The sequence below is a fragment of the Streptomyces sp. NPDC098101 genome (assembly GCF_044760185.1).
Classification (GTDB): domain Bacteria; phylum Actinomycetota; class Actinomycetes; order Streptomycetales; family Streptomycetaceae; genus Streptomyces.
The window spans coordinates 666,063-690,171 of sequence record NZ_JBIWAS010000004.1 but is presented as its reverse complement, the minus strand read 5'-3'; the positions used below and the strand labels follow the sequence as shown (position 1 = coordinate 690,171).

Genomic DNA, 24,109 nt, shown 5'->3' with positions numbered 1-24,109 from the left:
CGCCGGCCGCCGTCTCCTCGGCTGCCGCCGTCTCCTCAGCGGCACCGGGAGTGGCGGCGCCAGGTGAAGCCGCCCGGGAGGCGCACCGACGCGCTGCGGCCGCCCCGGCTGTGGTGGGTGACGTGCGCCCGGCGCGGGCCGATGCTCAGCGACCAGCCGTGCGTACCGATGTTCAGGCGGAGCAGCTTCGGGACGAGTGTGATCTGCTTGTGGTAATGAATCGACATGTCGGCCTCCTTGGCGTCATGCCATGGTGCGCCACGCGTGCGCCGGGACCGTCGCGGTCGCTTCACCATCGTGTCACCGTCGGCGGGTTTTCCGTGACCGGGCAGGAGTCGGGGCCGTGACCGTCACCGGAGCAGGGGCCAGGACCGGGCCTCGGTCGGACGACGCACGTGGAAAGGCGAGGAGACCGGGATGTCGCTCAACGAGGAAGAGCGGAAGCGCACCCGCGAGGAGCTGCGGGCCAACCTCCGGCTGTCCGGGGCCGACCCCGAGGAGATCGCCGCGGAGCTGGGATTCACCGCCCGGCGGCTGGACGACACCCTCGACGTCACGGAGGCGTCCGGGCCGCAGGACGTGTGGCTCCTGCGTGACCACCTGGACGACCTGGTGACGGAGCGGGGCGGGACCCCGGTGCCCTATACGGTCCTCACCGAGCGGGCGCGTCTCGCGGCGAGCGCCTGGTTCCCGCTGCGCCGGGCCCCGCGACGCGGGCGCGGGAACTGACGCACGGGGGCGGGCCGCCTCTGCCGGAGCGGCCGCGCACCGGTGGCCGATGACGGCTGGACGCCTGGTCGGTACGTGCCGATGACCGGTTACGCGCCCGGCCGGTACGTGCCGATGACCGTTGCGCGCCCGGCCGGTACCTGCCGATCACCGTTGCGCACCCGGCCGGTACGCGCTGCCCGCAGTCGTCAGCGGCGCGCCCGGCGCCGGGCGATGAGGAGGCCCAGGGCGATTCCGGCGAGCAGGGTGACCGCCAGGACGGTCCACAGGGGCAGGGTGACCTCGGGGACCCACAGGCGGATGGTGACGGAGCCGGTGTTGGCGGCGATGAACCAGATGGCCAGGGCCGCGAGCAGTACGAAGCCGAGGGTGCGCAGCCGGACGTCCCGCCCCTTGACCGTCACGCTCGACGGCGGGTGCTCTTTCGCCGTTTTCTCTGCCATGCGTTCAGTATCAGACGGTTTGTCCGGGTGGGCCATCCGGGCGCGGAGGAGTCGACTCCGGACACCGCTGTCGGGGTCAGGACGACACGCGGTCCCGCAGGGCGGTCTTCCAGGCGGGGGAGGGCGGGGTGGGCTCGGTCTCGGGGCGGCGGCCGCCCTGGGCGAAGAAGTCGACCAGGGGCAGGAGGGCCGCGCCGACGGTGACGGCCTCGGGGCCGAGGGTTCCCAGGCCGATGCCGGTGCGGCTGGCCGGATACCTCAGGGCGTACTCCCGGGCGTAGCCGGTCACGGTCTCCAGGAAGCGGGTGCCGAGCTGGAGTCCGGCCCAGCCGCCGACGAGGATGCGTTCGGGCTGGAAGAGGTTGATGAGGTCGGCGAATCCGGCGCCGAGGAACTCGGCGGTCTCCTCCAGGACGGCGAGGGCGGTGGCGTCGGGCGGGGTCGCGCTGTCGGCCGGATACGCGGCGGCGAGCATCGCCGTCAGGGCCGTCTCCTCGTCCGCGCCCTCCGGAGGCCGCCCGCCCGCCTCGCGCCAGCGCTCCAGGAGCGCCTCCGCACCCGCGTACGCCTCCAGGCACCCCTGCGAGCCGCAGCGGCACCGGCGGCCCCGTACCCGTACCGTCAGATGGCCCCATTCGAGGGCCCGGCCGGGGCCCATGGGGTCGGTGACGACGCAGGCGCCGACGCCGGAGCCGAAGAGGACGACGACGGCGCTGCGGGCGCCGCGCCCGGCGCCGAACCACATCTCGGCCTGGCCGAGGGTCTTGGCGCCGTTGTCGATCCAGTACGGCACCGAGGCCGGGAGCTCCACGCTCTCGCGCAGCAGCCGCTCCAGCGGAACCGCGTCCCAGCCGACCGTCTGGCCGTGCACGACCGCGCCGTCCTCCGGGGTCCCGGCCACGATGCCGGGCACGCCGACCCCGACGCCGAGCAGGAGCTCGGCCGGCACCTCCGCGATCCGCAGCACCTCCGCGATGCCCTCCCGCAGGTGCGCCACGACGAGGTCGACGTCGTAGCGCGCGGTGCGCGGTCCCGAGCTGGCCAACGGGCGCTCGGCGCGCGCGAGTTCGGTGAGGGCGAGGTCGAAGAGCTCGATCCTGATCCGGGTCTCGCCGATGTCGACGCCGATCATGAAGCCGCTGCCGGGCGTGATGCGCACGAGGGTGCGGGGGCGCCCGCCGGCCGAGTCGACGCTGCCGGCCTCCTCGACCAGGCCCTCCGCGACGAGTTCGGCGACCACGTTGCTGACCGAGCCGGAGCTGAGCCCGGTCGCGGGGCCCAGCGTGAGCCGGCTCATCGGTCCGTCGAAGTACAGCCTGCGCAGAACGGCGGTGCGGTTCTCGCGCCGCAGGTCACGCACCGTGCGGCCACTTCTCGCGTGCACTCTGGTCCCCGTCTCTCATGTCGTTCGTTTCAACATACCCGCAGTACAAGCCTTGACGCGACCTTCTCATGGGGTTTAACTCACATCCTAAATTAAGCCGATGTTACGGAGAGCGGTCCAGGGGCTCCCCGTGTCGGCCCTTCCCTCGTCCCCGAAAGGGCCCAGGAGCCATGCGCAGAATCAGAGCCGCTGTCACCGGTGCCGTCACGCTCTCCCTCGTCCTCACCGCCACCGCCTGCGGCGGGGGAGAAGACAGCGGGTCCTCCCCGAAGACCCTCACCTACTGGGCCTCCAACCAGGGCGCCAGCCTGGAGGTCGACAAGAAGGTCCTGCAGCCCGAGCTCGACCAGTTCGAGAAGGAGACCGGGATCAAGGTCAAGCTGGAGGTGATCCCGTGGTCCGACCTGCTCAACCGGATCCTCACCGCGACCACCTCCGGCCAGGGCCCCGACGTCCTCAACATCGGCAACACCTGGAGCGCCTCCCTGCAGTCCACCGGCGCGCTGCTGCCCTGGGACGCGAAGAACTTCGGGGCCATCGGCGGCAAGGACCGCTTCGTCGACTCCGCGCTCGGCTCCACCGGCGTCTCCGGCCAGGACCCGGCCGCCGTCCCGCTCTACTCCATGGCCTACGCGCTCTACTACAACAAGCAGCTCTTCAAGGAGGCGGGCATAGTCAAGCCGCCGACCACCTGGGACGAGGTGGCCGAGGCCGGCAAGAAGCTCGGCGCGAAGGGCAAGAACGGCATCGGCGTCGAGGGCTCCAACCTCTCCAACAACATCCACCAGGTCTTCGTCCTCGGCAAGCAGCACGGGGCCGACTTCTTCACCGCCGACGGCAAGCCCGACTTCACCTCCGACGGCGCCGTCGCCGCCGTCAAGCAGTACGTCGACCTCATGGCCGCCCAGAAGATCGTGGCCCCCGGCAACGCCGAGTACTCCCAGAACCAGTCCCTCAGCGACTTCGCCAAGAACAAGACCGGCATGGTCCTGTGGCAGACCCCGTCGCAGACCTTCTCCGCGCAGGGCATGGGCCCCGACGAGTGGGGCGTCGCCCCCGCCCCCGTCCCGTCCGGCAAGCCCGGCCAGGGCAAGCAGACCAACTCGATGGTCGCCGGCATCAACCTCGCCGTCTTCAAGAACACCAAGAACCTCGACGGCGCCCTGAAGTTCGTGAAGTACATGACGAGCGACGAGGAGCAGATCGTCCTCAACAAGGCGTACGGCTCGGTCCCGCCGGTCAAGGGCGCCCAGAAGGACGCCGCGTTCGCCGACCCCTCGCTCACCGTCATCCGCGACACCCTCTCCACCAGCGCCGCCGCCCTGCCGCAGGTTCCCGAGGAGTCCCAGTTCGAGACCGTCGTCGGCACCGCGGTCAAGGAGCTCTTCGCCGACGCCGCCGCCGGCCGTCCGGTCACCACGGAGTCCGTCAAGGCCAAGCTCGAAAAGGCCCAGCAGCAGATGCCCAAGAAGTAGGCCTTCCCACCATGACCGAAACCGTCGTCACTCCTCCGAGTGAGCGGACGGTGCGCAAGGCCGTACCCGGAGAGGCGCGCACCCCGCGCCGCTCCGGGCGCCGCCGCGTCGCACTGCCGTACCTGCTGCTCCTGCCCGCCCTGCTCCTCGAACTCCTCGTCCACCTCGTCCCGATGCTCATGGGCATCACCATGAGCTTCCGCGAGCTCACCCAGTTCTACATCCGGAACTGGTCCGAGGCGCCCTGGACGGCGTTCGACAACTACAGCGTCGCGATCGACTTCGACGCCCCCGTCGGACAGGCGCTCCTCAAGTCCTTCCTGACGACCTGTCTGTTCACCGTCCTGTCCGTCGGACTGTGCTGGCTCCTCGGAACGGCCGCCGCGGTCTTCCTCCAGGAGAACTTCCGCGGCCGGGCGTTCCTGCGGACCCTGTTCCTCGTCCCGTACGCCCTGCCGGTCTACGCGGCCGTCATCACCTGGTCGTTCATGTTCCAGCGGGACAACGGCGTCATCAACCACGTCCTGCACGAGCAGCTCGGCATCGGCGACAGCCCCGCCTTCTGGCTCATCGGGGACAACAGCTTCTGGGCGCTGCTGATCGTCTCCGTCTGGAAGGGCTGGCCCTTCGCCTTCCTCACCGTCATGGCGGGACTCCAGAACATCCCCCGGGACATGTACGAGGCCGCCGCCCTCGACGGCGCCGGCGTGTGGAAGCAGATCCGGCACATCACCCTGCCGTCCCTGCGCTCCGTCAACCAGGTCCTCGTCCTCGTCCTCTTCCTGTGGACGTTCAACGACTTCAACACGCCGTTCGTGCTCTTCGGCAAGGCGGCCCCCGAAGCCGCCGACCTGATCTCGCTCCACATCTACCAGTCGTCCTTCCAGACGTGGAACTTCGGCACCGGCTCGGCCATGTCCGTCCTGCTGCTGCTCTTCCTCCTCGTCGTCACGGGCGTCTACCTCCTGCTCACCACCCGCGGAAGGAAGACCTCCGATGTCTGAGCACGCGGCCCGCCGCACGCCCGTCCGGTCGCCCATGGCGGCGCCCCGCTCGTTCCTCTGGACCCGGCGGATCTTCCTCACCCTGCTCACCGGCTTCGTCGTCCTGCCGGTGTACGTGATGGTCTCCAGCTCCCTCAAGCCCCTCAAGGACGTCTCGGGGAAGTTCGAGTGGATCCCCTCCGGGCTCACGATCCGGCCCTACTTCGACATCTGGGAGACCGTCCCGCTCGCCGACTACTTCGTGAACTCGATCGTCGTCGCGGGCGCGGCCACGGTGTTCTCGGTGATCGTCGCGATCTTCGCCGCGTACGCCGTCAGCCGCTACTCCTTCCGCGGCAAGCGGGTCTTCACGGTGACGGTCCTCTCGACGCAGATGTTCCCCGGCATCCTCTTCCTGCTGCCGCTCTTCCTCATCTACGTCAACCTCGGCAACGCCACCGGCATCGCCCTGTTCGGCTCCCGCGAAGGCCTGATCCTCACCTATCTGACCTTCTCGCTGCCGTTCTCCATCTGGATGCTGACCGGCTACTTCGACTCGATCCCGCGCGAGCTGGACGAGGCGGCCAAGGTCGACGGCTGCGGGCCGATCAAGGCGCTGTTCCGCGTGATCATCCCGGCCGCGACGCCCGGCATCGTCGCCGTCGCGATCTACGCCTTCATGACGGCCTGGGGCGAGGTCCTCTTCGCCTCGGTCATGACCAACGACAGCACGCGCACCCTCGCCGTCGGCCTCCAGGGCTACGCCACCCTGAACGACGTCTACTGGAACCAGGTGATGGCCGCCTCCCTCGTGGTGAGCGTCCCCGTCGTCGTCGGGTTCCTGCTCCTCCAGCGCTACCTCGTCGCCGGCCTCACCGCGGGTGCGGTCAAGTGACGTCCCTCTCCACACCGACCACGAAGAGGTTCCCCGTGTCCGAATCCACCGGTCCCCGCCCCGCGCTCGACCTGGAGGCCTTCCCGCCGTCCTTCGCCTGGGGCACGGCGACCTCCGCCTACCAGATCGAGGGCGCCGTCGCCGAGGACGGACGGGCCCCCTCCATCTGGGACACCTTCTCCCGGGTCCCCGGCGCGATCGACAACGGCGACCACGGCGACACCGCCTGCGACCACTACCACCGCTGGCCCGAGGACATCGCCCTGATGAAGGAGCTGGGCACCGACACCTACCGGCTCTCCGTCGCCTGGCCCCGCGTCGTGCCCGGCGGCGACGGACCCGTCAACAAGGCCGGGCTCGACTTCTACGACCGGCTCGTCGACGGCCTCCTCGACGCCGGCATCACCCCCTCCGTCACCCTCTACCACTGGGACCTGCCGCAGGCCCTCCAGGACCGCGGCGGCTGGACCGTCCGCGAGACCGCCGAGCACCTGGCCGCCTACACCACCGCCGTCGCCGAGCGCCTCGGCGACCGCGTCACCCGCTGGGCCACCCTCAACGAACCGCTCTGCTCCGGCTGGATCGGCCACCTGGAGGGCCGGATGGCCCCGGGCCTCACCGACCTCACGGCCGCCGTCCGCGCCTCGTACCACCTGCTGCTCGGCCACGGCCTCGCGACCCAGGCCCTGCGCGCCGCCGCCCCCGGCGCCCGGATCGGCCTGGTCACCAACCACTCCACCGTCGCGCCCGCCTCCGACCGGCCCGAGGACCTCGCCGCCGCGGCCCGCATGGACGGCCACACCAACCGCTGGTGGCTCGACCCGGTGTACGGCCGCGGCTTCCCGGCGGACATGCGCGAGCTGTACGGGGTCGAACTCCCCGAGCAGCCGGGCGACGCGGAGCTCATCGCCGCCCCGCTCGACTGGCACGGCCTCAACTACTACTTCCCGGTGACCGTCGCCGACGACCCCGAGGGACCCGTCCCGTACGCCCGCGAGGTGCGCCTGCCCGACGTGCCCCGCAGCGGCATGGACTGGCAGATCGACGCCGGCGGCCTGGAGGCCCTCCTGCTGCGGCTCACCGAGGACTACGGCGTGCGCGAGCTGTACGTCACCGAGAACGGCTCGGCCTTCCCCGACGCCGTCGGCCCCGACGGCGCCGTCCACGACCCGGAGCGCACCGGCTACCTGGAGCAGCACCTCGCGGCCTGCGCCCGCGCCGTCCGCAAGGGCGTCCCGCTCGCCGGGTACTACGCCTGGTCCCTGCTCGACAACTTCGAATGGGCCTACGGCTACGACAAGCGCTTCGGTCTCGTCCACGTCGACTACGCCACGCAGAAGCGGACCGTGAAGACGAGCGGCCGGCGCTACGCGGACATCATCCGCGCCCACCGGGAGACGACCGCCGGCTGACCGGCACCCCACCACGAGCCTCCGGAGGACCACTCCTCCGGAGGCCGCCGCGCGTTCGCCCGCCCCCTCCTCCCAGAAGGAGCGCCCATGTCCCGACCACCGGAGCCCGACACCGACACCGCCGTCGCCGAGCGGCTGCGGCGGGCCCTCGGACCGGTGACCGTCACCCGGGACACCGCCCTCGGCGGGGGTTTCTACAACTCCACCCGTCTGCTCGAACTCGCCGACGGCCGCCGTTCGGTGCTCAAGACCGCGCCTCCGGAGAGCGCCCCCGCCCTCACGTACGAGCGGGGGCTCCTCGGCACCGAGGCGCTCTTCCACCGGCTCGCCGCGGGCGCGGGCGTCCGGGTGCCCGCCGTCCTCCACCACGAGCCCGCCGGCCCCCGTGCCCCCGCCGAGTGGCTGCTCCTCTCCCACCTCGACGGCACCACCTGGGACGCCGCCCGCGACCGGCTTGCCCCGGCCGAACGCGCCGCGCTCCGCCGCGAGCTGGGGGAGTCCCTGGCCCGGATCGCCGCCGTCACCGGGCCGGCCCACGGATACCCGCGACCTGCCGCCGGTCTCTCCGCCCCCGACTGGCCCAGCGCCTTCACCGCGATGCTGCACGCCGTCCTCGGCGACGCCCGCCGGTTCGGCGTCGCCCTGCCCGCTCCGGACGGGGTCCTCGCCGACCTGCCCCGGAGGTTCGGCCGCCGGCTGGCCGAGGTCCGCCGTCCCGCCCTCGTCCACTTCGACGCCTGGGAGGGCAACGTCGTCCTCGGCCGGGCCGGGGACCACCGGTGGCACCTGGCCGGCCTCATCGACGGCGAACGCGCCTTCTTCGGCGACCCCCTGGCCGAACTCGTCGGCCTCGACCCGCTCGGCGCGGCCGAGGACGACCCCGACCTCATGGCCGGCTACCGCTCCGTCGCACCCCTCCCGGCCCTCGGCCCCGGCGCCCGGGCGCGGCTCGCCCTCTACCGCGTGTACCTCGCCCTCGTCATGCGCGTGGAAGCCGTCCCCCGCGCCTACGGCGGCGGCTTCGCGACCTGGCTCGACACCTGGTCCACCGACCGCGTCACGGAACAGCTCGCGGTCCTGGACGCCCTGGCCCCGGAGGCGTGACGGGAGAGGTCAGGCGGACTCGCGTACGACCAGGGTCGGTGGGAAGACCTTCGCGGCGGGGACGGAGCGGGTGGCCTCCAGGGCCTCGAGCAGGAGGCCGGCCATCGCGGCCGCCATGTGTTCCACCGGCTGGCGCACGGTGGTCAGCCGGGGCCGGGCGTCCCGGGCGACCGTCGAGTCGTCGAAGCCCACGACGGCGACCGCGCCGGGCACGTCCACGCCCCGCTCGCGGAGGTACTCGCAGGCGCCCCGGGCCATCAGGTCGTTCGCGGCGAACACCGCGTCGAGGTCCGGACGGTCCGCCAGCAGCTCGGCCATGGCGCTCCGGCCGCTGTCGACCGAGAACAGGCCCCGTACGACGGGCACGTCCGTCACCCCGCGGGCGGCGAACGCCCGGCGGAAGCCGTCCAGGCGGGCGGCCGCGGCGGGCGCGGTGACCGGGGCGGCGATGGTGGCGGGGCGCCGCCGGCCGGTGGCCCACAGGTGCTCGGCCGCGAGCCGCGCCCCGGCCTCGTTGTCGAGGTCGACGAAGCCGTACCGCCCGCCGCCCCGGGGCCTGCCGAAGAGGACCGTGGGGAGGCCCGCCGCCACCAGCATCGCGGGCAGCGGGTCCTCGTCGTCGAGTGGCACCACGAGCGCCCCGTCCGCGCCGCCCTGCCGCAGGTACTCGACGAGCTGGGTCCTGGCCTGCTCCGAATCGGAGACGAGCAGCACCGGCTGGATCGCCCGCTCGCGCAGCACGGGAAGGACGCCGTCCACGACGCGCCCGAAGAACGGGTCGGAGAAGACCCGGGCGGCGAAGGCCCCGCCCGCCGCGGAGAGGACGAGGGCGACGGCCCCGGTCCGCCGCGTCACCAGGGAACGGGCGGCCTGGTTGGGCGTGTAGCCGGTGCGGGCGATGGCGTCGCGCACGCTCCGCTGGATGTCGGGCGCCACGTTCCGCACCCCGTTGACGACGCGGGACACCGTGGCGCGCGACACCCCCGCCTCACGTGCGACGTCTTCCAGAGTCGGTACTCGATTCCCCACCTCCGCACTTTAACGGTGCGGTGTGTCCGGTGGGAGAACGGATCGGGACCGGCCGGAAGCCATCGGTGTCGTGACTTAATGAAAGCCAAAAGAAAAGTCGTGTCACACGCCTTGACCGTCAACTCGCCCTACGGGCAAGGTTTCGGAGAGCGCTCTCCCACGTTTCCCCCATGTATCCCAGAGGAGACCCATGTCCTCCGTCGGGTCCCCGCCGGTCCTCCGGCGTCCCGCCTCAACCGTCCGACGCGCCACCGTCGGCGCACTCGTCACGTCGCTGGCGGGCAGCCTGCTCGCCCTCGCCCCCGCCACGACGGCCCAGGCGGCCCCCGCCCTGCTCTCGCAGGGCAAGACCGCCACCGCCTCCTCCACCGAGGGCGGACCCTTCGCCGCGTCCGCCGCCGTCGACGGCGACCTCGGCACCCGCTGGGCCAGCCAGTGGAGCGACGCCCAGTGGCTCCAGGTCGACCTCGGTCGCAGCGCCACGCTCAGCAGCGCCACCCTGCGCTGGGAGGCCGCCTACGGCAAGAGCTACCAGATCCAGGCCTCCGAGAACGGCACCGACTGGCGGACCGTCACCACCGTCACCGCCGGCGACGGGGGCACCGACGACGTCACCCTCTCCGGCACCGGCCGCTACGTCCGCATGAACGGACAGACCCGCGCCACCGGATACGGCTTCTCCCTCTGGGAGTTCCAGGTGTACGGCACCACCGACACCACCGGCCCGACCCTCCCCGGCGGCGGCGACCTCGGCCCCAACGTGCACGTCTTCGACCCCTCCACCCCCGGCATCCAGGCCAAGCTGGACCAGGTCTTCCAGCAGCAGGAGTCGGCCCAGTTCGGCTCCGGCCGGCACGCCTTCCTCTTCAAGCCGGGCACGTACAACAACCTCAACGCCCAGATCGGCTTCTACACCCAGATCGCCGGACTCGGCCTCCGCCCCGGCGACACCACCATCAACGGTGACGTGACCGTCGACGCCGGCTGGTTCAACGGCAACGCCACCCAGAACTTCTGGCGCGGCGCCGAGGGACTCACCCTCAACCCGGTCAACGGCACCAACCGGTGGGCCGTCTCCCAGGCCTCCTCCTTCCGCCGGATGCACGTCAAGGGCGGGCTCAACCTCGCGCCCAACGGCTACGGCTGGGCCAGCGGCGGCTACATCGCCGACTCGAAGATCGACGGCCAGGTCGGGAACTACTCGCAGCAGCAGTGGTACACCCGCGAGAGCTCCATCGGCGGCTGGTCCAACAGCGTCTGGAACCAGACCTTCTCGGGCGTCGAGGGCGCACCGGCGACCTCCTTCCCGGAGCCCCGCTACACCACGCTCGACACCACCCCGATCTCCCGCGAGAAGCCCTACCTCTACCTCGACGGCAACGAGTACAAGGTCTTCGCGCCCGCCAAGCGGACCAACGCGCGCGGCACCAGCTGGGCCAACGGCACCCCGCAGGGCGAGTCCATCCCGCTGAACCAGTTCTACGTGGTCAAGCCCGGCGCCACCGCCGCCACCATCAACCAGGCACTGGCCCAGGGCCTGCACCTGCTGTTCACCCCGGGCGTCTACCACGTCGACCAGACCATCAACGTGAACCGCGCCAACACCATCGTGCTCGGCCTCGGCCTCGCCACGATCATCCCCGACAACGGCGTCACCGCGATGAAGGTCGCCGACGTCGACGGCGTCCGCCTCGCCGGCTTCCTGATCGACGCCGGCCCGGTCAACTCCCCGACGCTGCTGGAGCTCGGCCCGCAGAACTCCTCCGCCGACCACGCCGCCAACCCCACCACCGTGCAGGACGTCTACGTCCGCATCGGCGGCGCCCACGTCGGCAAGGCCACCACCAGCGTGGTCGTCAACAGCGACGACGCCATCATCGACCACACCTGGGTGTGGCGCGCCGACCACGGCGAGGGCTGGGGCTGGGAGACCAACCGCGCCGACTACGGCGTCCGCGTCAACGGCGACGACGTGCTCGCCACCGGCCTGTTCGTCGAGCACTTCAACAAGTACGACGTCGAGTGGTACGGCGAGCGCGGCCGCACGATCTTCTACCAGAACGAGAAGGCGTACGACGCCCCCAACCAGGCCGCCATCCAGAACGGCGCCACGAAGGGCTACGCCGCCTACCGGGTCGACGACTCCGTGAACACCCACGAGGCGTGGGGCCTCGGCAGCTACTGCAACTACAACGTGGACCCGACCATCGTCCAGGACCACGGCTTCAAGGCACCCGTCAAGCCGGGGGTGAAGTTCCACAGCCTCCTCGTGGTGTCCCTCGGCGGCATGGGCCACTACAACCACGTCATCAACAACACCGGGGCGTCCACCATCCCCGCCGGCACCTCCACCGTGCCCTCGACCGTCGTCTCCTTCCCCTGACGGTCCCGCCGGGACGCGCCCCGACCGGCGCGTCCCGGCCCCCCACCCCTTCCGGGCGGCGCTCCAGGTCCCCGCCGCGCCGCCCGGAAGGCGATCCCCCCTCCCCTCCGTCCAGGAGCCGTCATGACCACCGCTTCGACCGCACGAAGGCGGGCCCGCGCCACGGCCTCGCTCGTGTCCCTCGGCGCCCTGCTCGCCACCTCCGCCACCGTGCTGACCGCGGCGCCCGCCACCGCCGCCGAGACCCTCCTCTCCCAGGGGAAGACCGCCACCGCCTCCTCGACCGAGGGCGCCGGCTACGCCGCCTCCGCCGCCGTCGACGGCGACCTCACCGGCACCCGCTGGGCCAGCCAGTGGAGCGACGCCCAGTGGCTCCAGGTCGACCTCGGCGCCCGCGCGAACATCAGCCGCGTCGTACTGAACTGGGAGGGCGCCTACGGCAAGGCCTACGACATCCAGCTCTCCGACAACGGCACCGACTGGCGCACCGTCAGGTCCGTCACCGCCGGCGACGGCGGCACCGACGAACTCGCGGTCTCCGGCACCGGCCGCTACGTACGCCTCCAGGGCGTCACCCGCGCCACCGGATACGGCTACTCCCTCTGGGAGTTCCGGGTCTACGGCGAGAGCGGCACCACCCAGCCCGAGCCCGGCGGCGCCGTCCGCGTCACCGGCTCGCAGGGCAACTGGCGGCTGACCGTCGGCGGCCAGCCCTACACGGTCAAGGGCCTCACCTGGGGCCCGTCGATGGCCGACGCCCCCCGCTACATGCCGGACCTGAGGTCCATGGGCGTCAACACCGTCCGGACCTGGGGCACCGACGCCTCCAGCAAGCCCCTGCTCGACGCGGCCGCCGCCAACGGCCTCAAGGTGATGAACGGCTTCTGGCTCCAGCCGGGCGGCGGCCCCGGCTCCGGCGGCTGCGTCAACTACGTGACGGACACCGCGTACAAGAACACCATGCTCACCGAGTTCGCCAAGTGGGTCGACACCTACAAGTCCCACCCGGCCACCCTCATGTGGAACGTCGGCAACGAGTCCGTCCTCGGCCTGCAGAACTGTTACGGCGGCGCCGAGCTGGAGGCCCAGCGCAACGCGTACACGACCTTCGTCAACGACGTCGCCAAGAAGATCCACTCCCTCGACCCCGACCACCCCGTGACCTCCACGGACGCCTGGACCGGCGCCTGGCCGTACTACAAGCGCAACGCCCCGGACCTCGACCTGTACTCGATGAACGCGTACGGCGACGTCTGCGGCGTGCGCCAGGACTGGATCGACGGCGGGTACGACAAGCCGTACATCATCACCGAGACGGGCAACGCCGGCGAGTGGGAGGTGCCCGACGACGTCAACGGCGTCCCCGACGAGCCGACCGACGTCCAGAAGGCCGAGGGCTACACCAAGGCCTGGAACTGCGTCACCGGACACCAGGGCGTGGCCCTGGGCGCGACGATGTTCCACTACGGACTCGAACACGACTTCGGCGGCGTCTGGTTCAACCTCCTCCCCGACGGCCTCAAGCGCCTGTCGTACTACGCGGTCAAGAAGGCGTACGCCGGGACGACCGCCGGTGACAACACCCCGCCGGTCATCACCAACATGACCGTCAGCCCGGCCTCCGCGGCCCCGGCCGGCGGTGAGTTCACGGTCCGCGCCGACATCCGCGACCCCGAGAACGACCCCCTGACCCACAAGATCTTCCTCAGCGGGAACTACGCCAACGGCGACAAGCGGCTGATCGAGGCGAAGTGGCGCTCCACCGGCAACGGCAACTTCGCCGTCACCGCGCCCGAGAAGCTCGGCGTCTGGAAGGTGTACATCCAGTCCGAGGACGGCCGCGGCAACGCCGGCATCGAGACCAAGTCCGTCAAGGTCGTCGCCCCGCCCGTCGCCGGCACCAACATCGCCCTGGGCAGGCCCGCCACCGCCTCCTCCTCCCAGGCCTCCTACGGCGACTGCCCCTGCCCCGCCTCCAACGCCGTCGACGGCAACCCCGGCACCCGCTGGGCCAGCGACTGGAGCGACCCCCAGTGGATCCAGGTCGACCTCGGCTCGGTCCGCTCCTTCAACCGGCTCCAGCTGGTCTGGGACCCCGCCTACGCCAAGTCCTACGAGGTCCAGGTCTCCGACAACGGCACCACCTGGCGCACCCTCCACACCACCACCACGGGCAACGGCGACATCGACACCATCGAGACCGGGGCCACCGCCCGGTACGTCAAGCTCCAGCTCACCGCGCGCGGCACCGGCTGGGGCTACTCGCTCCACGAGTTCGGCATCTACGCCTGACGACGCCGCCCCCCCATGACGGGTGGCGGGGCCCGCCGCTCGGCCCCGCCACCCCGGCACCACCGCACGGGAAACCACCACACCAGTCGCGTGGAGCCCTCGCGTTCACGCGGAACCACCCCCACGGGCAGGAGATCCCCATGAGATCGAGTCCGAAGCGGCTCTCCGTACTCCTCGTCAGCACGGCCCTCATCGCCGGCGCCCTCGGCATCGGCACGATGGCGCAGGCCACCGACCCGGACGGCGGCCTCCCGCCCGCCGTCGTCGCGGCCGCCCAGCACGAAGGCCACCGGATGGCCGCCTCCACCCAGGCCTCGGGCGACGACGCCGACGGCGACGGCTACATCCCCGCCGTACCCCAGGTCACCGGCGTCGTCCCGTCCACGGCCACCCCGCCCCCGGCCTACCACCACGAGTTCCAGGCCGGGTGCTCCGTCACCCACACCGCGCCGGACGACCCGATCGTCTACCCGGGCCAGTTCGGCAAGTCCCACGACCACACGTTCATGGGCAACACCTCCACCAACGCCGCCAGCACCACCGGCTCGCTCTACGGAGGGAACACCACCTGCAAGGCGCCCGCCGACGCCTCCGCGTACTGGATGCCCTCGCTCTACAAGGGCGACCAGAAGATCCTGCCCGTCGGCCCCCAGGTCATCTACTACAAGGCGGGCGTGACCGACTACCGGAGCGTGCGGCCCTTCCCCAAGGGGCTGCGGTTCGTCGTCGGCAACCCGATGCAGACCGCCCAGGAGTTCCGGTCCCACAAGGGGTTCGTCGAGGGCTGGGAATGCGGTGACAGCTTCTTCAACACCGACATCCCGGCGAACTGTCCGAGCCGGCCCGACGTCCAGCTCAACCTGCGGATGCAGGCCCCCAGCTGCTGGAACGGCCTGTACCTCGACACCCCCGACCACCAGAGCCACATGGCGTACCCGGTCGTCAAGCCCGGCACCAACGACAACATGTGCCCGGCCTCCCACCCGGTCGCCCTGCCGATGATCGAGTTCAAGATGGCGTGGCCGGTCAACGGCGACATGAGCCAGGTCCGCCTGGCCAGCGGCCGCGGCTACTCCTTCCACTACGACTTCTTCAACGCGTGGGAGGAGCGCACCCTCAAGGCCCTGGTCGACCACTGCATCGTCGGCGGCCTGCAGTGCGACACCCGGGGCTTCGACCTGTACCGCCCCGAACGCGGCGTCGTCCTGAACGAGGACCACCGGCTGCCCTGACCCGACGAACCCCGCACCACGACCCGCGCACGGCCCGGACGCCCCTTCCACGGCGCCCGGGCCGTGCCCGTGCGGCCGGGGAGGGGCAGCGCATGATCCAGTACCCCCCGGGCCCCTTTTACGGGACAATCCTCGGTGAGCCGCACGTCGTCACCGGAAGGCTCGTCCCCATGACACGAACCCGTCGCACACGCCTCGCCGTCGCCACCGCCGCGGCGGCCCTCGTGGCCCTCGGCTGCGGCCCCTTCCCGGACGGCCCGGCGGGCGCCACGACCGCCCCGCCCACGGTCCGCGAGCCCACGACGGCCCCCTCCGCCACTCCCCGTACCGGCCCCGTCACGGCGACGCCCGCCACCGCCGAGCCGTCCCCCTCGCCCGTCCCCGAGGCACGTCCGCGCCGCGCCGAGCTGGACATCCCCTCCATCGGGGTGGCCGACCTGCCCGTCCTCCCGTACGAGGGCACCAGCGACGACCGGGCCGGCACCCGGATCCAGGACCGCGGGGTGGCGGCGAGCCCCCACGGCGACCGGGGCGGCGTCGGGCCGGGCGACGTCGGCAACTACCTCGTGACCGCGCACCGGCTCTCGGCCGGCGGACCCCTGCGCCTGCTCCCCGACGTCGAGGAGGGCGACACGGTCGTCGTGACCGCCGACGACGCCGTGTACGAGTACCGGATCGTCGACACCCGCTCGACGTCCTTCCGGTCCGCCGACTCCCTCGCCGCGCAGCGCGCCCCCGTCCCGGGGAAGCCGGGGGAGAGGCCCACCCGGGCGATGATCACCCTCTCCACCTGCGCCACGCCCGAGGACGACGCGGCCGGCAACCACTGGCGGGACGCCCTGGGCAACCCGGAGCACCGCATCGACAAGATCGGCGTCCTCGTCGCCACCCGCCCGGCCGGCGGGGCACCCCCTACGGCGTCTCCGTGACCCGCCCGGGCCAGGTCAGCCACACGTACGCCACCGGCTGGACCGCGTTCCACCCGGCGGCCTCGCCGGGGTCGACCGGGACGAAGCCCGCGCCCTCGTAGCAGCGCAGCGCGGCGGCGTTGTCCGGGTGGACCCGCAGGAAGACGTCCTCGAAACCGGCGCCGAGGGCCCGGTCGAGCAGCGCCCGCACCAGCACCCGCCCCACGCCCCTGCCGCGCGCCTCCGGGGCCACGACGACGTGCGCCAGCTCGGCCTCGTCCTCCTCGGCGTCGGTCCACACCTCGCCGTACCCCAGCAGGGCCCCGTCCCCGACGAGGACGTGGCCGTGGACCTCCTGGTCCTCCTGCCATCCGGCCACCGTCTCCCCGGTCACCGGAAACTCCCGGCGCCCGCACCACAGGAGGGCCTCCCGGGACGAGGCGGGCCAGGCCGCCACCGTGGCGGCGTGTTCGGCGGAGAAGGGGAGCAGGTCCATGGCGGGTTCCTCGGGCTTCGGTCGACGGACGGGCCGACCCTACGCGGCCGTGCGGCCCGCGCCGGGCCCCGGGGGCCTCAGAGGGCGACCAGACGGTCCTCGTGCCGGGGCGGGGCCTCCTCCCCGGGCGCGCCCCGGACCACCAGGACGGCCGTCGTGTCGTCGTCCAGGCCGCGCGCGCCGAAGCGGGCCAGGTCCTCCTTGAGGAGGCCCGGGACGCGGTCGGCGGGCTCGGCCGCCCAGCCGCGCAGCCGCTGCTCCAGGGGGTAGAAGGCGCCGTGCCGGTCCCGGGTCTCGCTGACGCCGTCGGTGAACATCAGCATCCGGTCACCGGGGGCGAACGGCACCTCGTCCACCGTGAACGGCGCGTCGACCGGGACCGGCAGGTGGATCGGGACGGACGGCGAGGACAGCTCGACCGTGCGCACGACCCGGCCGCGCTGGACGACCGGGGCCGGGTGGCCGCAGCTGAGGAGCCGTACGACCGGCTCGTCGTCGGGGATCTCGGCGAGCAGCACGGTCGCGAAGCGGTCGGCCGCCGTCGACTCCGGCGCCCGCTCGGCGTAGCGGGCCATGCTCGCCTCCAGGCGCTCCGCGATCGCGGGCAGGCCGGGGGCCGTGTACGCGGCCTCGCGGAAGGAGCCGAGCAGCAGCGAGGCGGCCTCGACGGCCGCGAGGCCCTTGCCCTGGACGTCCCCGAGCATGATCCGTACGCCTCCCCTGACCTTCAGGGCCTTGTAGAAGTCGCCGCCGACGTGCGCGCCGGCCGCGGACGCCTCGTACAGCAGCCGGAGGTCGACGCCGCCGAGCCGCCGGGGCAGCGGGCGCAGCAGGGCCCACTGGGCGGCCTCGGCCACCTCGCTCACCTGGCGCAACTCGGCCTCCCGCCGCCGGCGCGCCTGGCTGGACAGGGCCGCGGCCAGGGTGACGACGGCCAGGACCGTCTGACCCGCCAGGAGCGCGGGGAAGAGCCGCTCGCCCCGGCCGAGGGCGAGCACCGTGGTCGTCCCCATCGCCAGCGCGCCGATCGCGAGCGTCCCGCGCGCGCCCCAGGTCACCGCGGCGAACGCGGGCGCCGCGATCAGCAGACGGTCGAAACGCTCCTCCGGCGAGGTCAGCACGTCGGCGAGCGGCGCGGCCACGAGCACGACGAAGGGCAGCACCCGCCCGAGCAGATAACGAAGCTCGACCGGGCGCCGGGGGCGCCGGGCGCGGTGAGAGCGGTGAGCGGGGACGGGGGGCTCCACCGGGCCGGCCGCACAGGCAGTACCGGCCGCACTGGCAGGCCCAGCTGCACCGGCAGTACCGACCGGCCTGGCCGAGCCGGCCGTACGAGCTGTACCGGCCGGGCTGGTCGAGCCCGCAGGCCCAGCCGCACCGGCAGAACCCGCCACACCGACTGTGCCCGCCGTGTCCGCGACGCCCGTCGGGCGGGTCCGATCGGTTCGTCCCGTGTCCACGGATCCGTACACCTCGCCGCTCCTTCCCCTGCCTCCTGCGCCGTCGTGCGCGGCATGTGCCGTCGTGGCCACCTTCCTTCCCGTACGGCCCCGGCGGTAGGTACGGAAGGCCCCCGGGGCCGGGACCTCCTGCCCGGGGCGCCCGGCGGCTCAGGGCGCCACGTGGTAGTACCGCGTACACGCGCGGACCATGCCGTCGTCGGTGATGCTGAAGAAGTCGACGAAGTGCAGCTCCCGCCCCCCGGCGTCCGGGTCGACGCACCGCCCGGCGGCCACCACGCTGCGGTTCTGGGCGACGACGCGGTCGATCTCGTGGCGGCCCCTCGGCGGGGTGTGGCCGAGCCGGGAGCGCAGGACCGCCGTACGCCCCCGGACGGGAGGCATCCCGGGCAGCTCGAACACCACGCCGTCGTGCAGCAGGGAGGCGCACGAGTCCAGGTCACCGGCGTCGAGGTAGTCGTAGACGAGACGGACGTGGTCGACGCCCGCGGCGGTGACCAGGTCGACCTGTCCCGGCAGACCGAGGGTTGTTTCATCGTGGCGGTTCAACGGCTGAGCCCCTTTCACTCTCGGTGCAGGATTCTGGGGCGCGTCACCAACTCCGGGTTATCACCCCTCTATCTCCGACCGGGATCTTCACGGCATGGACAGAGCGGGGGTGGATGTGGAGACTGTCCTCACTTGGGTCTCAAGTGTCAACTCATTTGTTTCGTGGGGGAATCGGTGACTGACGGCGCAGGTGAGAGAGACCCGGGACTTCCGGACGTGTCGCGCCTTCCCTTCCGGCTCCTCGGACCCCTCCAGGTGCACGGCCCCGACGGACCCCTGCGGGTGCCCCCCGGCCGCCAGGAGGTGATCCTCGCGGCCCTGCTCCTCGACGCCAACCGGGTGGTCGGCACCCACCACCTCGTGGACCTCATCTGGGAGGACAACCCGCCGGAGACCGCCCGCACCCAGGTGCAGATCTGCGTGTCGCGGCTGCGGAAACTGCTGGCCGGGGCCGCCGGGGAGGCCACGATCACGACCCGGCCCCCGGGCTACGTCCTGCACACCGAGGCGGGCAACGTGGACGCGGCCCTCTTCACCGGTCTCGTCTTACGGGCACGGCGGCTGCGCGAGGAGGGCGCCTCCCGCGAGGCCGTGCGCCTGCTGAGGAGCGCGGTCACGCTGTGGCAGGGCGAGTGCCTGTCCGGCCTCGACGGCGGCCCGCTGGCGAACCGGGCGCGCCAGCTCAACGAGGAACGGCTGACCGCCACCGAGCTCCGCATCCAGCTCGAACTCGAACTCGGCCGCTACGACCGGCTCGTGGGCGAACTCCAGATGCTCACCCACGAACACCCGCTGCGGGAGAAGCTGCGCGGTCAGCTCATCCAGGCGCTGTACTGGTCGGGCCGCCAGGCCGAGGCCCTGGAGGCCTTCCGCACCGGCCGACGGATCCTCGCCGACGAACTGGGCCTGGAGCCCGGCCGGGAGCTCCGCGAACTGGAGTCGGCGATCCTGGCGGGCGAACTGCCCCCGCCCGTCGCCGCCGACGCCGCGCCGGCCCGCCCGGCCGCGGGCCCGTCCCGCCCGGCCACCGCCGCGGTCCGCGAGCGGCCGCGTGGGACGGCCCCCGACGAGCCCGCGCGCACCCCGGCGGACGAAGGACCGGCCGCCCCCGCGCCGGATCCCGCCCCGGAGGCCGTACGCCAGGACACCGTCCCCCACCAACTCCCCGCCGCCGTGGCCGACTTCGTGTCGGACGGTGCCCGGACGGCCGCTCTGGAACGGGCGCTGACCGGGGGACCGGACCGCACCACGGTCGGACTCGCCGCCATCACCGGCAAACCGGGCACCGGCAAGTCGACCCTCGCCGTGCACGTCGCCCACACCCTGGCCGAGACCGGCTTCCCCGACGGGCAGCTCTACTGCGACCTGCGCGGCACCACCGGCACCCCGGCCACCCCCGCCGAGGTCCTCGGCCGCTTCCTCCGGGCCCTCGGCATCCCCGGCCAGCTGATCCCGGAGGCCCTGGACGAGCGCGCCGAGATGTACCGCACCCGGCTCGCCTCCCGCCGGGTCCTCGTGGTCCTCGACGACGCGGCCGGCGAGGGCCAGGTGCTCCCGCTGCTGCCCGGCAGCCGGGGCTGCGCCGTCCTCGTCACCGGCCGGGCCCGGCTCACCGCGCTCCCCGGCGCCCACCGGGTGGAGCTGGACGTCCTCGACGAGGACATGGCCCTCGAACTGCTGTCCAGGATCATCGGCCGGGAGCGGGTCGCCGGGGAGGCCCAGGCGGCGGAGGCCCTGGTCCGCACGGTCGGACGGCTCCCGCTGGCCCTGCGGATCGTGGCCGCCCGGCTCGCGGCCCGCCCCCACTGGACCCTCGCCTCCATGGTGCAGCGCCTCGCCAGCGAACGGCACCGGCTCGACGAGCTGACGCACGGCGAGATGACGATGCGGGCCAGCCTGTCCCTCACGTACGAAGGCCTCGGCCCGGAGGACCGCAGGCTGCTGCGGCTCCTCAGCATGGCCCAGGCGCCGACCCTCCCCAGCTGGCTCGCGGGCGCCCTGCTCGACGACCACCGCCCCTTCCCCTCCGACCTCATGGAACCCCTCGTCGACGTGCAGATGCTCGACGTCGACGGGGTGGAGCGCACCGGCGGCTTCCGGTACCGCTTCCACGAGATCATCCGGGTGTACGCGCGGGAGCAACTGGCGGCGCACCACCCGCCGGAGGTCCGGCGGGAGGCCCTGGCCCGCATGGCGGGCGGCTGGATGCACCTGACCCAGCAGGCCCACCGCACGGTGTACGGGGGCGACTTCACCGTCCTGCACGGCGACGCCCCCCGCTGGGAGCCGCCCGCCTCCTACACCGAGGCGGTCCTGGCCGATCCGCTGGCCTGGCTCGACGCGGAACAGACCGCCCTGTGCCGGATGGTCGAGCACACCGCCGACGAAGGGCTCCACGACCTCAGCTGGGACCTCGCCACCTCCCTCGTCACGCTCTTCGAGGTGCGCGGCCACTACGACCTGTGGGAGCAGACGCACCTGACGGCCCTCGCCGCCGTCCGCAAGGCGGGCAACCTGCGGGGCACCGCCGCCGTCCGCGCGTCGCTCGGCTCGCTCTACATGAGCCGCAACCAGTTCGACACGGCACGCCAGGCGCTGAACTCGGCGCTCGACGTCTTCCAGGCGCTCGACGAGCCCCGGGGCGAGGCGCTGTGCCGGCGCGACATGGCGCTCATCGCGCGCACGAACGGCGACGACACCTCGGCCCTCGAGCTGTACCGGAGGTCCCTGGCCGACTTCGACCGGGCGGGCGACGTGGTGGGCCGGGCGATCGTCCTGACCCAGAGCGCCCACATCCGGATGCGCCAGGGGGAGATCGAGGCGGCGCAGACGCAGCTGGACGAGGCGCTGGACATCTACGAGGGGGTCGGTTACACCGGCGGCAGGGCGCGGACCCTGCGGCGCGTCGGACAACTGCTCCTGGAACAGGGCCGGAGCGATCTGGCGGTCCTGACCTTCACCGAGGTGCTGGAACTCTGCCGGGACTCCGGCGACGTGATCGGCGAGGGGCACCTGCTGCGCGACCTCGGCCACGCGTTCGCCGTGATGGGCCGCCCCGACCGGGCCAGGGACTTCTACGACCGGGCCGTCGCCGCGCGGGAGGAGATCATGGACCTGAGCGGGGGCGCGCTGGTGCGTCTGGACCTCGCCCGGCTCCTGGAGGAACCGGGGCGTTCCCGGGAACTGCTCGCGCCGGCCGTCGAGGTCTTCCGGGAGCGGCGGATGGGGCGGGAACTGGCGGAGGCGAAACGTTTGCTCGGAGCCGGTTGACCCCTGGGGGGAACCGGAGCCGGCCGATCCCGGGGGTGCACTTTCACCGCCGGGGTGCGCGGGGTCAGTCCCACGGGTTGTTGTCGGTGGTGGCCGCGGTGCCCGTCGTACCCGTGGTGGTGCCGCCGGTGGTGCCGGTGCCGGTGCTGCCGTCGGTCCCGTTCCCGTTCGTGTTCCCGTTCCCGTTTCCGTACGAGACCGCCGGCGTCGTGTCCACGGGCTCGTCCGCCCAGCTCGCCTGGGCGCCGACACCGGTCACGAGCACGATCAGCGCGGAGGCGACGGCGGTGCGGAGGGCGGTGCGGGCGGCGGTGGTCTTCGACATCGGATTCTCCTTCTCGGTGGGGCGGTGCTTCCTTGTGACCACCACGCTAGGAACGACCGGATTCACGGGACCGTCCGCTGTCCTATCCCCCCACTATCACGGCGCCCCCTCCCGGACGGCCCCGCGCCCGCCGGTATCCCGTCCGCTATCACGGGAGTTCGCGCACCGCCCCTGACCTGGGGGTTATTCGCGGGATATCCCCTGGATAGCCCCGTCCCCACGATGGAGAGCAGCAGACGGCGAGGCCTTGCGCCGGCCGGCGGCCCGACCGGGCCGCCGCCAGGGCCCCGCCCCGACCCGACCAGTGGGGGCTTTCCATGGCGACGACCATTCTTTCCCCGGAGGGCGCCACCGCGGCCACCGCCGCGCTCGGCAGCCTCATACGCGGCCACCGGCTCCGCATCGGCCTGACCCAGCGCGAGCTGGCCGACCTGTCCACCATCAGCGTGCGCGCCATCCGCGACCTGGAGAAGGGCAAGGCCCAGCGCCCGAGGACCGACACCGTCCGGCTCATCTCCGACGCCCTGCGCCTGGGACCCCGGGCCCGCACGGCCCTGGAGGACGCGGTACGGCGCGGCGGCGTCCGGCACCTGCCCCTGGAGCGGTCGGCACCGCCCGTGCCCCTGCACCCGCTGATCGAACGGCGGGCCGAGGCCGCCGTCATCACCGAGGAACTGCGCTCCGGCGCCGAACGCCTGATCACCGTCGTGGGCCTCAGCGGCGTCGGCAAGACGAGACTCGCCCTGGAGGCGGCGTCCAGACTCCATGACGCCGGCCTCCCCGTCCTGTGGCACACCGCCCCCGGGGCGGTCGCCGACTGCCTGCCGGCCGACGAAGACCCGGCGGCCGCCCCGGCCGCCGACTGCGCCGGCTTCCTGCACGGCGACGGACCGTCCGACACCGTCCCGCCCGCCCTCACCGCCCTGCTCGGCGACCGTGCGGCGCTCCTCGTCCTCGACGGCGCCGACACCGGACGGCTCGACTTCCAGCGGCTGGGCCGACTGCTCCGCGAACTCCCCGGACTCCGCCTCCTCGTCACCGCCGACACGCCCTGGAACGTCCCCGGCGAACGCCTCTTCCTCCTCGCGCCCCTGGAGGCACCCGCCCCGACCGGCGCCGCCCGCCCCGACGCCCCCGCCACCCGCTTCTTCCTCGACCGGCTCCGCCGCGTCCGCCCCGACATCGTCCCCGACGACCGGGCCCTCACCGACATCGCCTGGGTCTGCCACCGCCTCGACGGCCACCCGCTGGCCCTCGCCGCGGCCGCCTCCTGGCTCACCGTCTGCGACCTGCCCACCCTGCGCGGCATCGTCGAGTCCGACCCCGCCCCGCTCCTCGACCACCTGGCCGACGGCCGCTCCGGCTCCCACCTGCGGGAGAGCGTCGGCCGGACCCTGGCCGGGCTGCCCGCCGGGCACCGGAGCCTGATCACCGAGCTGTGCGCGGCCGGCCGGGACGAGTTTCTCCTGGAGGACGTCGTCCGGCTGACCGGCCTGCCCCTGCCGCACTGCGGCCGCACGGTCCGCGACCTGCTCGTCGGCGGCGTCATCCGGTCCAGCACGGACGGCGGCCGCTCCGCGTTCCGCGTGCTGTGCGTCGTACGGGCCCTCGCCTCGGCGACCGCGTGCGCACCGACGGCCGGTGCCCCCGCTCCTGCCGGAACCGCTGCCGCCTGACTGCCGCCGCGCTGCCGAACCGCTCCCGGACCGCCGGAGCAACTGCCGCTCCCGGCCCGCCCCC

General features: G+C 72.8%; 20 protein-coding genes. 12 read left to right on the top strand and 8 right to left on the bottom strand.

The annotated features are described in order from the left end of the window. Nucleotides 1–35: 35 nt before the first annotated feature. Nucleotides 36–227 carry a DUF4236 domain-containing protein gene (locus ACIQVI_RS21380; RefSeq protein WP_403598084.1) on the bottom strand — a complete coding sequence of 64 codons (192 nt, stop codon included), beginning with the start codon at nt 225–227 and terminating at the stop codon, nt 36–38. 190 nt (nt 228–417) lie between these two features. Here ACIQVI_RS21380 and ACIQVI_RS21375 point away from each other — a divergent pair, with 190 nt between their 5' ends. Next, nucleotides 418–729, top strand: coding sequence for a DUF2316 family protein (locus ACIQVI_RS21375; protein WP_403598081.1), 312 nt, complete (start codon nt 418–420; stop codon nt 727–729). A 188-nt stretch (nt 730–917) separates the two neighbouring features. Here the strand turns inward: ACIQVI_RS21375 and ACIQVI_RS21370 are convergent, their stop codons facing one another. Together ACIQVI_RS21370 and ACIQVI_RS21365 are read right to left on the bottom strand one after the other, a co-directional pair. After that, the gene (locus ACIQVI_RS21370; RefSeq protein WP_121831905.1) at nt 918–1,172 is read right to left on the bottom strand and encodes a lipopolysaccharide assembly protein LapA domain-containing protein; all 255 of its coding nucleotides are present in this window, start codon (nt 1,170–1,172) and stop codon (nt 918–920) included. A gap of 76 nt (nt 1,173–1,248) precedes the next feature. After that, nucleotides 1,249–2,556: an ROK family protein gene (locus tag ACIQVI_RS21365; RefSeq protein ID WP_403598077.1), complete on the bottom strand. Its 1,308-nt coding sequence runs from the start codon at nt 2,554–2,556 to the stop codon at nt 1,249–1,251. A gap of 170 nt (nt 2,557–2,726) precedes the next feature. Here ACIQVI_RS21365 and ACIQVI_RS21360 point away from each other — a divergent pair, with 170 nt between their 5' ends. The 5 genes from ACIQVI_RS21360 (at nt 2,727) to ACIQVI_RS21340 (ending at nt 8,425) form a co-directional block, all read left to right on the top strand. Continuing rightward, nucleotides 2,727–4,031: an ABC transporter substrate-binding protein gene (locus tag ACIQVI_RS21360; RefSeq protein WP_403598074.1), complete on the top strand. Its 1,305-nt coding sequence runs from the start codon at nt 2,727–2,729 to the stop codon at nt 4,029–4,031. A gap of 11 nt (nt 4,032–4,042) precedes the next feature. Further along, entirely contained in the window at nt 4,043–5,035 is a 993-nt protein-coding gene (locus ACIQVI_RS21355) for a carbohydrate ABC transporter permease (RefSeq protein WP_403598071.1), read from the top strand. 34 nt (nt 5,036–5,069) lie between these two features. After that, a complete protein-coding gene (locus tag ACIQVI_RS21350; RefSeq protein ID WP_403598753.1) occupies nt 5,070–5,909 on the top strand; it encodes a carbohydrate ABC transporter permease in 840 nt (279 codons plus the stop codon). 35 nt (nt 5,910–5,944) lie between these two features. Further along, entirely contained in the window at nt 5,945–7,321 is a 1,377-nt protein-coding gene (locus ACIQVI_RS21345) for a GH1 family beta-glucosidase (protein ID WP_403598068.1), read from the top strand. Between the two features lie 87 nt (nt 7,322–7,408). Beyond that, nucleotides 7,409–8,425 carry a phosphotransferase gene (locus tag ACIQVI_RS21340; protein ID WP_403598065.1) on the top strand — a complete coding sequence of 339 codons (1,017 nt, stop codon included), beginning with the start codon at nt 7,409–7,411 and terminating at the stop codon, nt 8,423–8,425. Between the two features lie 9 nt (nt 8,426–8,434). On the opposite strand, the gene ACIQVI_RS21335 is transcribed toward ACIQVI_RS21340, so the two are convergent. Then, the gene (locus ACIQVI_RS21335) at nt 8,435–9,454 is read right to left on the bottom strand and encodes a LacI family DNA-binding transcriptional regulator (protein ID WP_403598062.1); all 1,020 of its coding nucleotides are present in this window, start codon (nt 9,452–9,454) and stop codon (nt 8,435–8,437) included. 190 nt (nt 9,455–9,644) lie between these two features. Between ACIQVI_RS21335 and ACIQVI_RS21330 the strand changes: the two genes are divergently transcribed. The 4 genes from ACIQVI_RS21330 (at nt 9,645) to ACIQVI_RS21315 (ending at nt 16,290) form a co-directional block, all read left to right on the top strand. Next, on the top strand, nt 9,645–11,837 hold the full coding sequence (locus tag ACIQVI_RS21330; protein WP_403598059.1) for a discoidin domain-containing protein: 2,193 nt from the start codon (nt 9,645–9,647) through the stop codon (nt 11,835–11,837). Nucleotides 11,838–11,960: 123 nt separating this feature from the next. After that, nucleotides 11,961–14,129, top strand: coding sequence for a discoidin domain-containing protein (locus ACIQVI_RS21325; protein WP_403598056.1), 2,169 nt, complete (start codon nt 11,961–11,963; stop codon nt 14,127–14,129). Nucleotides 14,130–14,269: 140 nt separating this feature from the next. Then, nucleotides 14,270–15,361: a DUF1996 domain-containing protein gene (locus tag ACIQVI_RS21320; protein WP_351972247.1), complete on the top strand. Its 1,092-nt coding sequence runs from the start codon at nt 14,270–14,272 to the stop codon at nt 15,359–15,361. Nucleotides 15,362–15,531: 170 nt separating this feature from the next. Beyond that, complete coding sequence (locus tag ACIQVI_RS21315) at nt 15,532–16,290, top strand: sortase domain-bontaining protein (protein WP_403598053.1); 759 nt, start codon at nt 15,532–15,534, stop codon at nt 16,288–16,290. On the opposite strand, the gene ACIQVI_RS21310 is transcribed toward ACIQVI_RS21315, so the two are convergent. The 3 genes from ACIQVI_RS21310 to ACIQVI_RS21300 all read right to left on the bottom strand — a co-directional run bounded on the left by ACIQVI_RS21310 (nt 16,274) and on the right by ACIQVI_RS21300 (nt 18,774). Continuing rightward, the gene (locus tag ACIQVI_RS21310; protein ID WP_403598051.1) at nt 16,274–16,765 is read right to left on the bottom strand and encodes a GNAT family N-acetyltransferase; all 492 of its coding nucleotides are present in this window, start codon (nt 16,763–16,765) and stop codon (nt 16,274–16,276) included. The genes ACIQVI_RS21315 and ACIQVI_RS21310 overlap by 17 nt on opposite strands. Before the next feature lie 77 nt (nt 16,766–16,842). Continuing rightward, nucleotides 16,843–17,928 carry a PP2C family protein-serine/threonine phosphatase gene (locus tag ACIQVI_RS21305; RefSeq protein WP_403598048.1) on the bottom strand — a complete coding sequence of 362 codons (1,086 nt, stop codon included), beginning with the start codon at nt 17,926–17,928 and terminating at the stop codon, nt 16,843–16,845. A 447-nt stretch (nt 17,929–18,375) separates the two neighbouring features. Further along, nucleotides 18,376–18,774 carry a nuclear transport factor 2 family protein gene (locus ACIQVI_RS21300; protein WP_351972251.1) on the bottom strand — a complete coding sequence of 133 codons (399 nt, stop codon included), beginning with the start codon at nt 18,772–18,774 and terminating at the stop codon, nt 18,376–18,378. 216 nt (nt 18,775–18,990) lie between these two features. On the opposite strand from ACIQVI_RS21300, the gene ACIQVI_RS21295 reads away from it, so the two are divergent. Next, a complete protein-coding gene (locus ACIQVI_RS21295) occupies nt 18,991–22,044 on the top strand; it encodes an AfsR/SARP family transcriptional regulator (protein WP_403598045.1) in 3,054 nt (1,017 codons plus the stop codon). Between the two features lie 64 nt (nt 22,045–22,108). Here ACIQVI_RS21295 and ACIQVI_RS21290 read toward each other — a convergent pair whose 3' ends face one another. Continuing rightward, a complete protein-coding gene (locus tag ACIQVI_RS21290; protein ID WP_403598042.1) occupies nt 22,109–22,369 on the bottom strand; it encodes a hypothetical protein in 261 nt (86 codons plus the stop codon). A gap of 317 nt (nt 22,370–22,686) precedes the next feature. Between ACIQVI_RS21290 and ACIQVI_RS21285 the strand changes: the two genes are divergently transcribed. Then, a complete protein-coding gene (locus tag ACIQVI_RS21285; protein WP_403598039.1) occupies nt 22,687–24,045 on the top strand; it encodes a helix-turn-helix domain-containing protein in 1,359 nt (452 codons plus the stop codon). Nucleotides 24,046–24,109: the final 64 nt, after the last annotated feature.

Coding starts and splice junctions, on each gene's coding strand:
- ACIQVI_RS21380 (WP_403598084.1), bottom strand. CDS start 227: ATGTCGATTCATTACCACAAGCAGATCACACTCGTCCCGAAGCTGCTC.
- ACIQVI_RS21375 (WP_403598081.1), top strand. CDS start 418: ATGTCGCTCAACGAGGAAGAGCGGAAGCGCACCCGCGAGGAGCTGCGG.
- ACIQVI_RS21370 (WP_121831905.1), bottom strand. CDS start 1,172: ATGGCAGAGAAAACGGCGAAAGAGCACCCGCCGTCGAGCGTGACGGTC.
- ACIQVI_RS21360 (WP_403598074.1), top strand. CDS start 2,727: ATGCGCAGAATCAGAGCCGCTGTCACCGGTGCCGTCACGCTCTCCCTC.
- ACIQVI_RS21355 (WP_403598071.1), top strand. CDS start 4,043: ATGACCGAAACCGTCGTCACTCCTCCGAGTGAGCGGACGGTGCGCAAG.
- ACIQVI_RS21350 (WP_403598753.1), top strand. CDS start 5,070: ATGGCGGCGCCCCGCTCGTTCCTCTGGACCCGGCGGATCTTCCTCACC.
- ACIQVI_RS21340 (WP_403598065.1), top strand. CDS start 7,409: ATGTCCCGACCACCGGAGCCCGACACCGACACCGCCGTCGCCGAGCGG.
- ACIQVI_RS21330 (WP_403598059.1), top strand. CDS start 9,645: ATGTCCTCCGTCGGGTCCCCGCCGGTCCTCCGGCGTCCCGCCTCAACC.
- ACIQVI_RS21325 (WP_403598056.1), top strand. CDS start 11,961: ATGACCACCGCTTCGACCGCACGAAGGCGGGCCCGCGCCACGGCCTCG.
- ACIQVI_RS21320 (WP_351972247.1), top strand. CDS start 14,270: ATGAGATCGAGTCCGAAGCGGCTCTCCGTACTCCTCGTCAGCACGGCC.
- ACIQVI_RS21315 (WP_403598053.1), top strand. CDS start 15,532: ATGACACGAACCCGTCGCACACGCCTCGCCGTCGCCACCGCCGCGGCG.
- ACIQVI_RS21310 (WP_403598051.1), bottom strand. CDS start 16,765: ATGGACCTGCTCCCCTTCTCCGCCGAACACGCCGCCACGGTGGCGGCC.
- ACIQVI_RS21290 (WP_403598042.1), bottom strand. CDS start 22,369: ATGTCGAAGACCACCGCCGCCCGCACCGCCCTCCGCACCGCCGTCGCC.
- ACIQVI_RS21285 (WP_403598039.1), top strand. CDS start 22,687: ATGGCGACGACCATTCTTTCCCCGGAGGGCGCCACCGCGGCCACCGCC.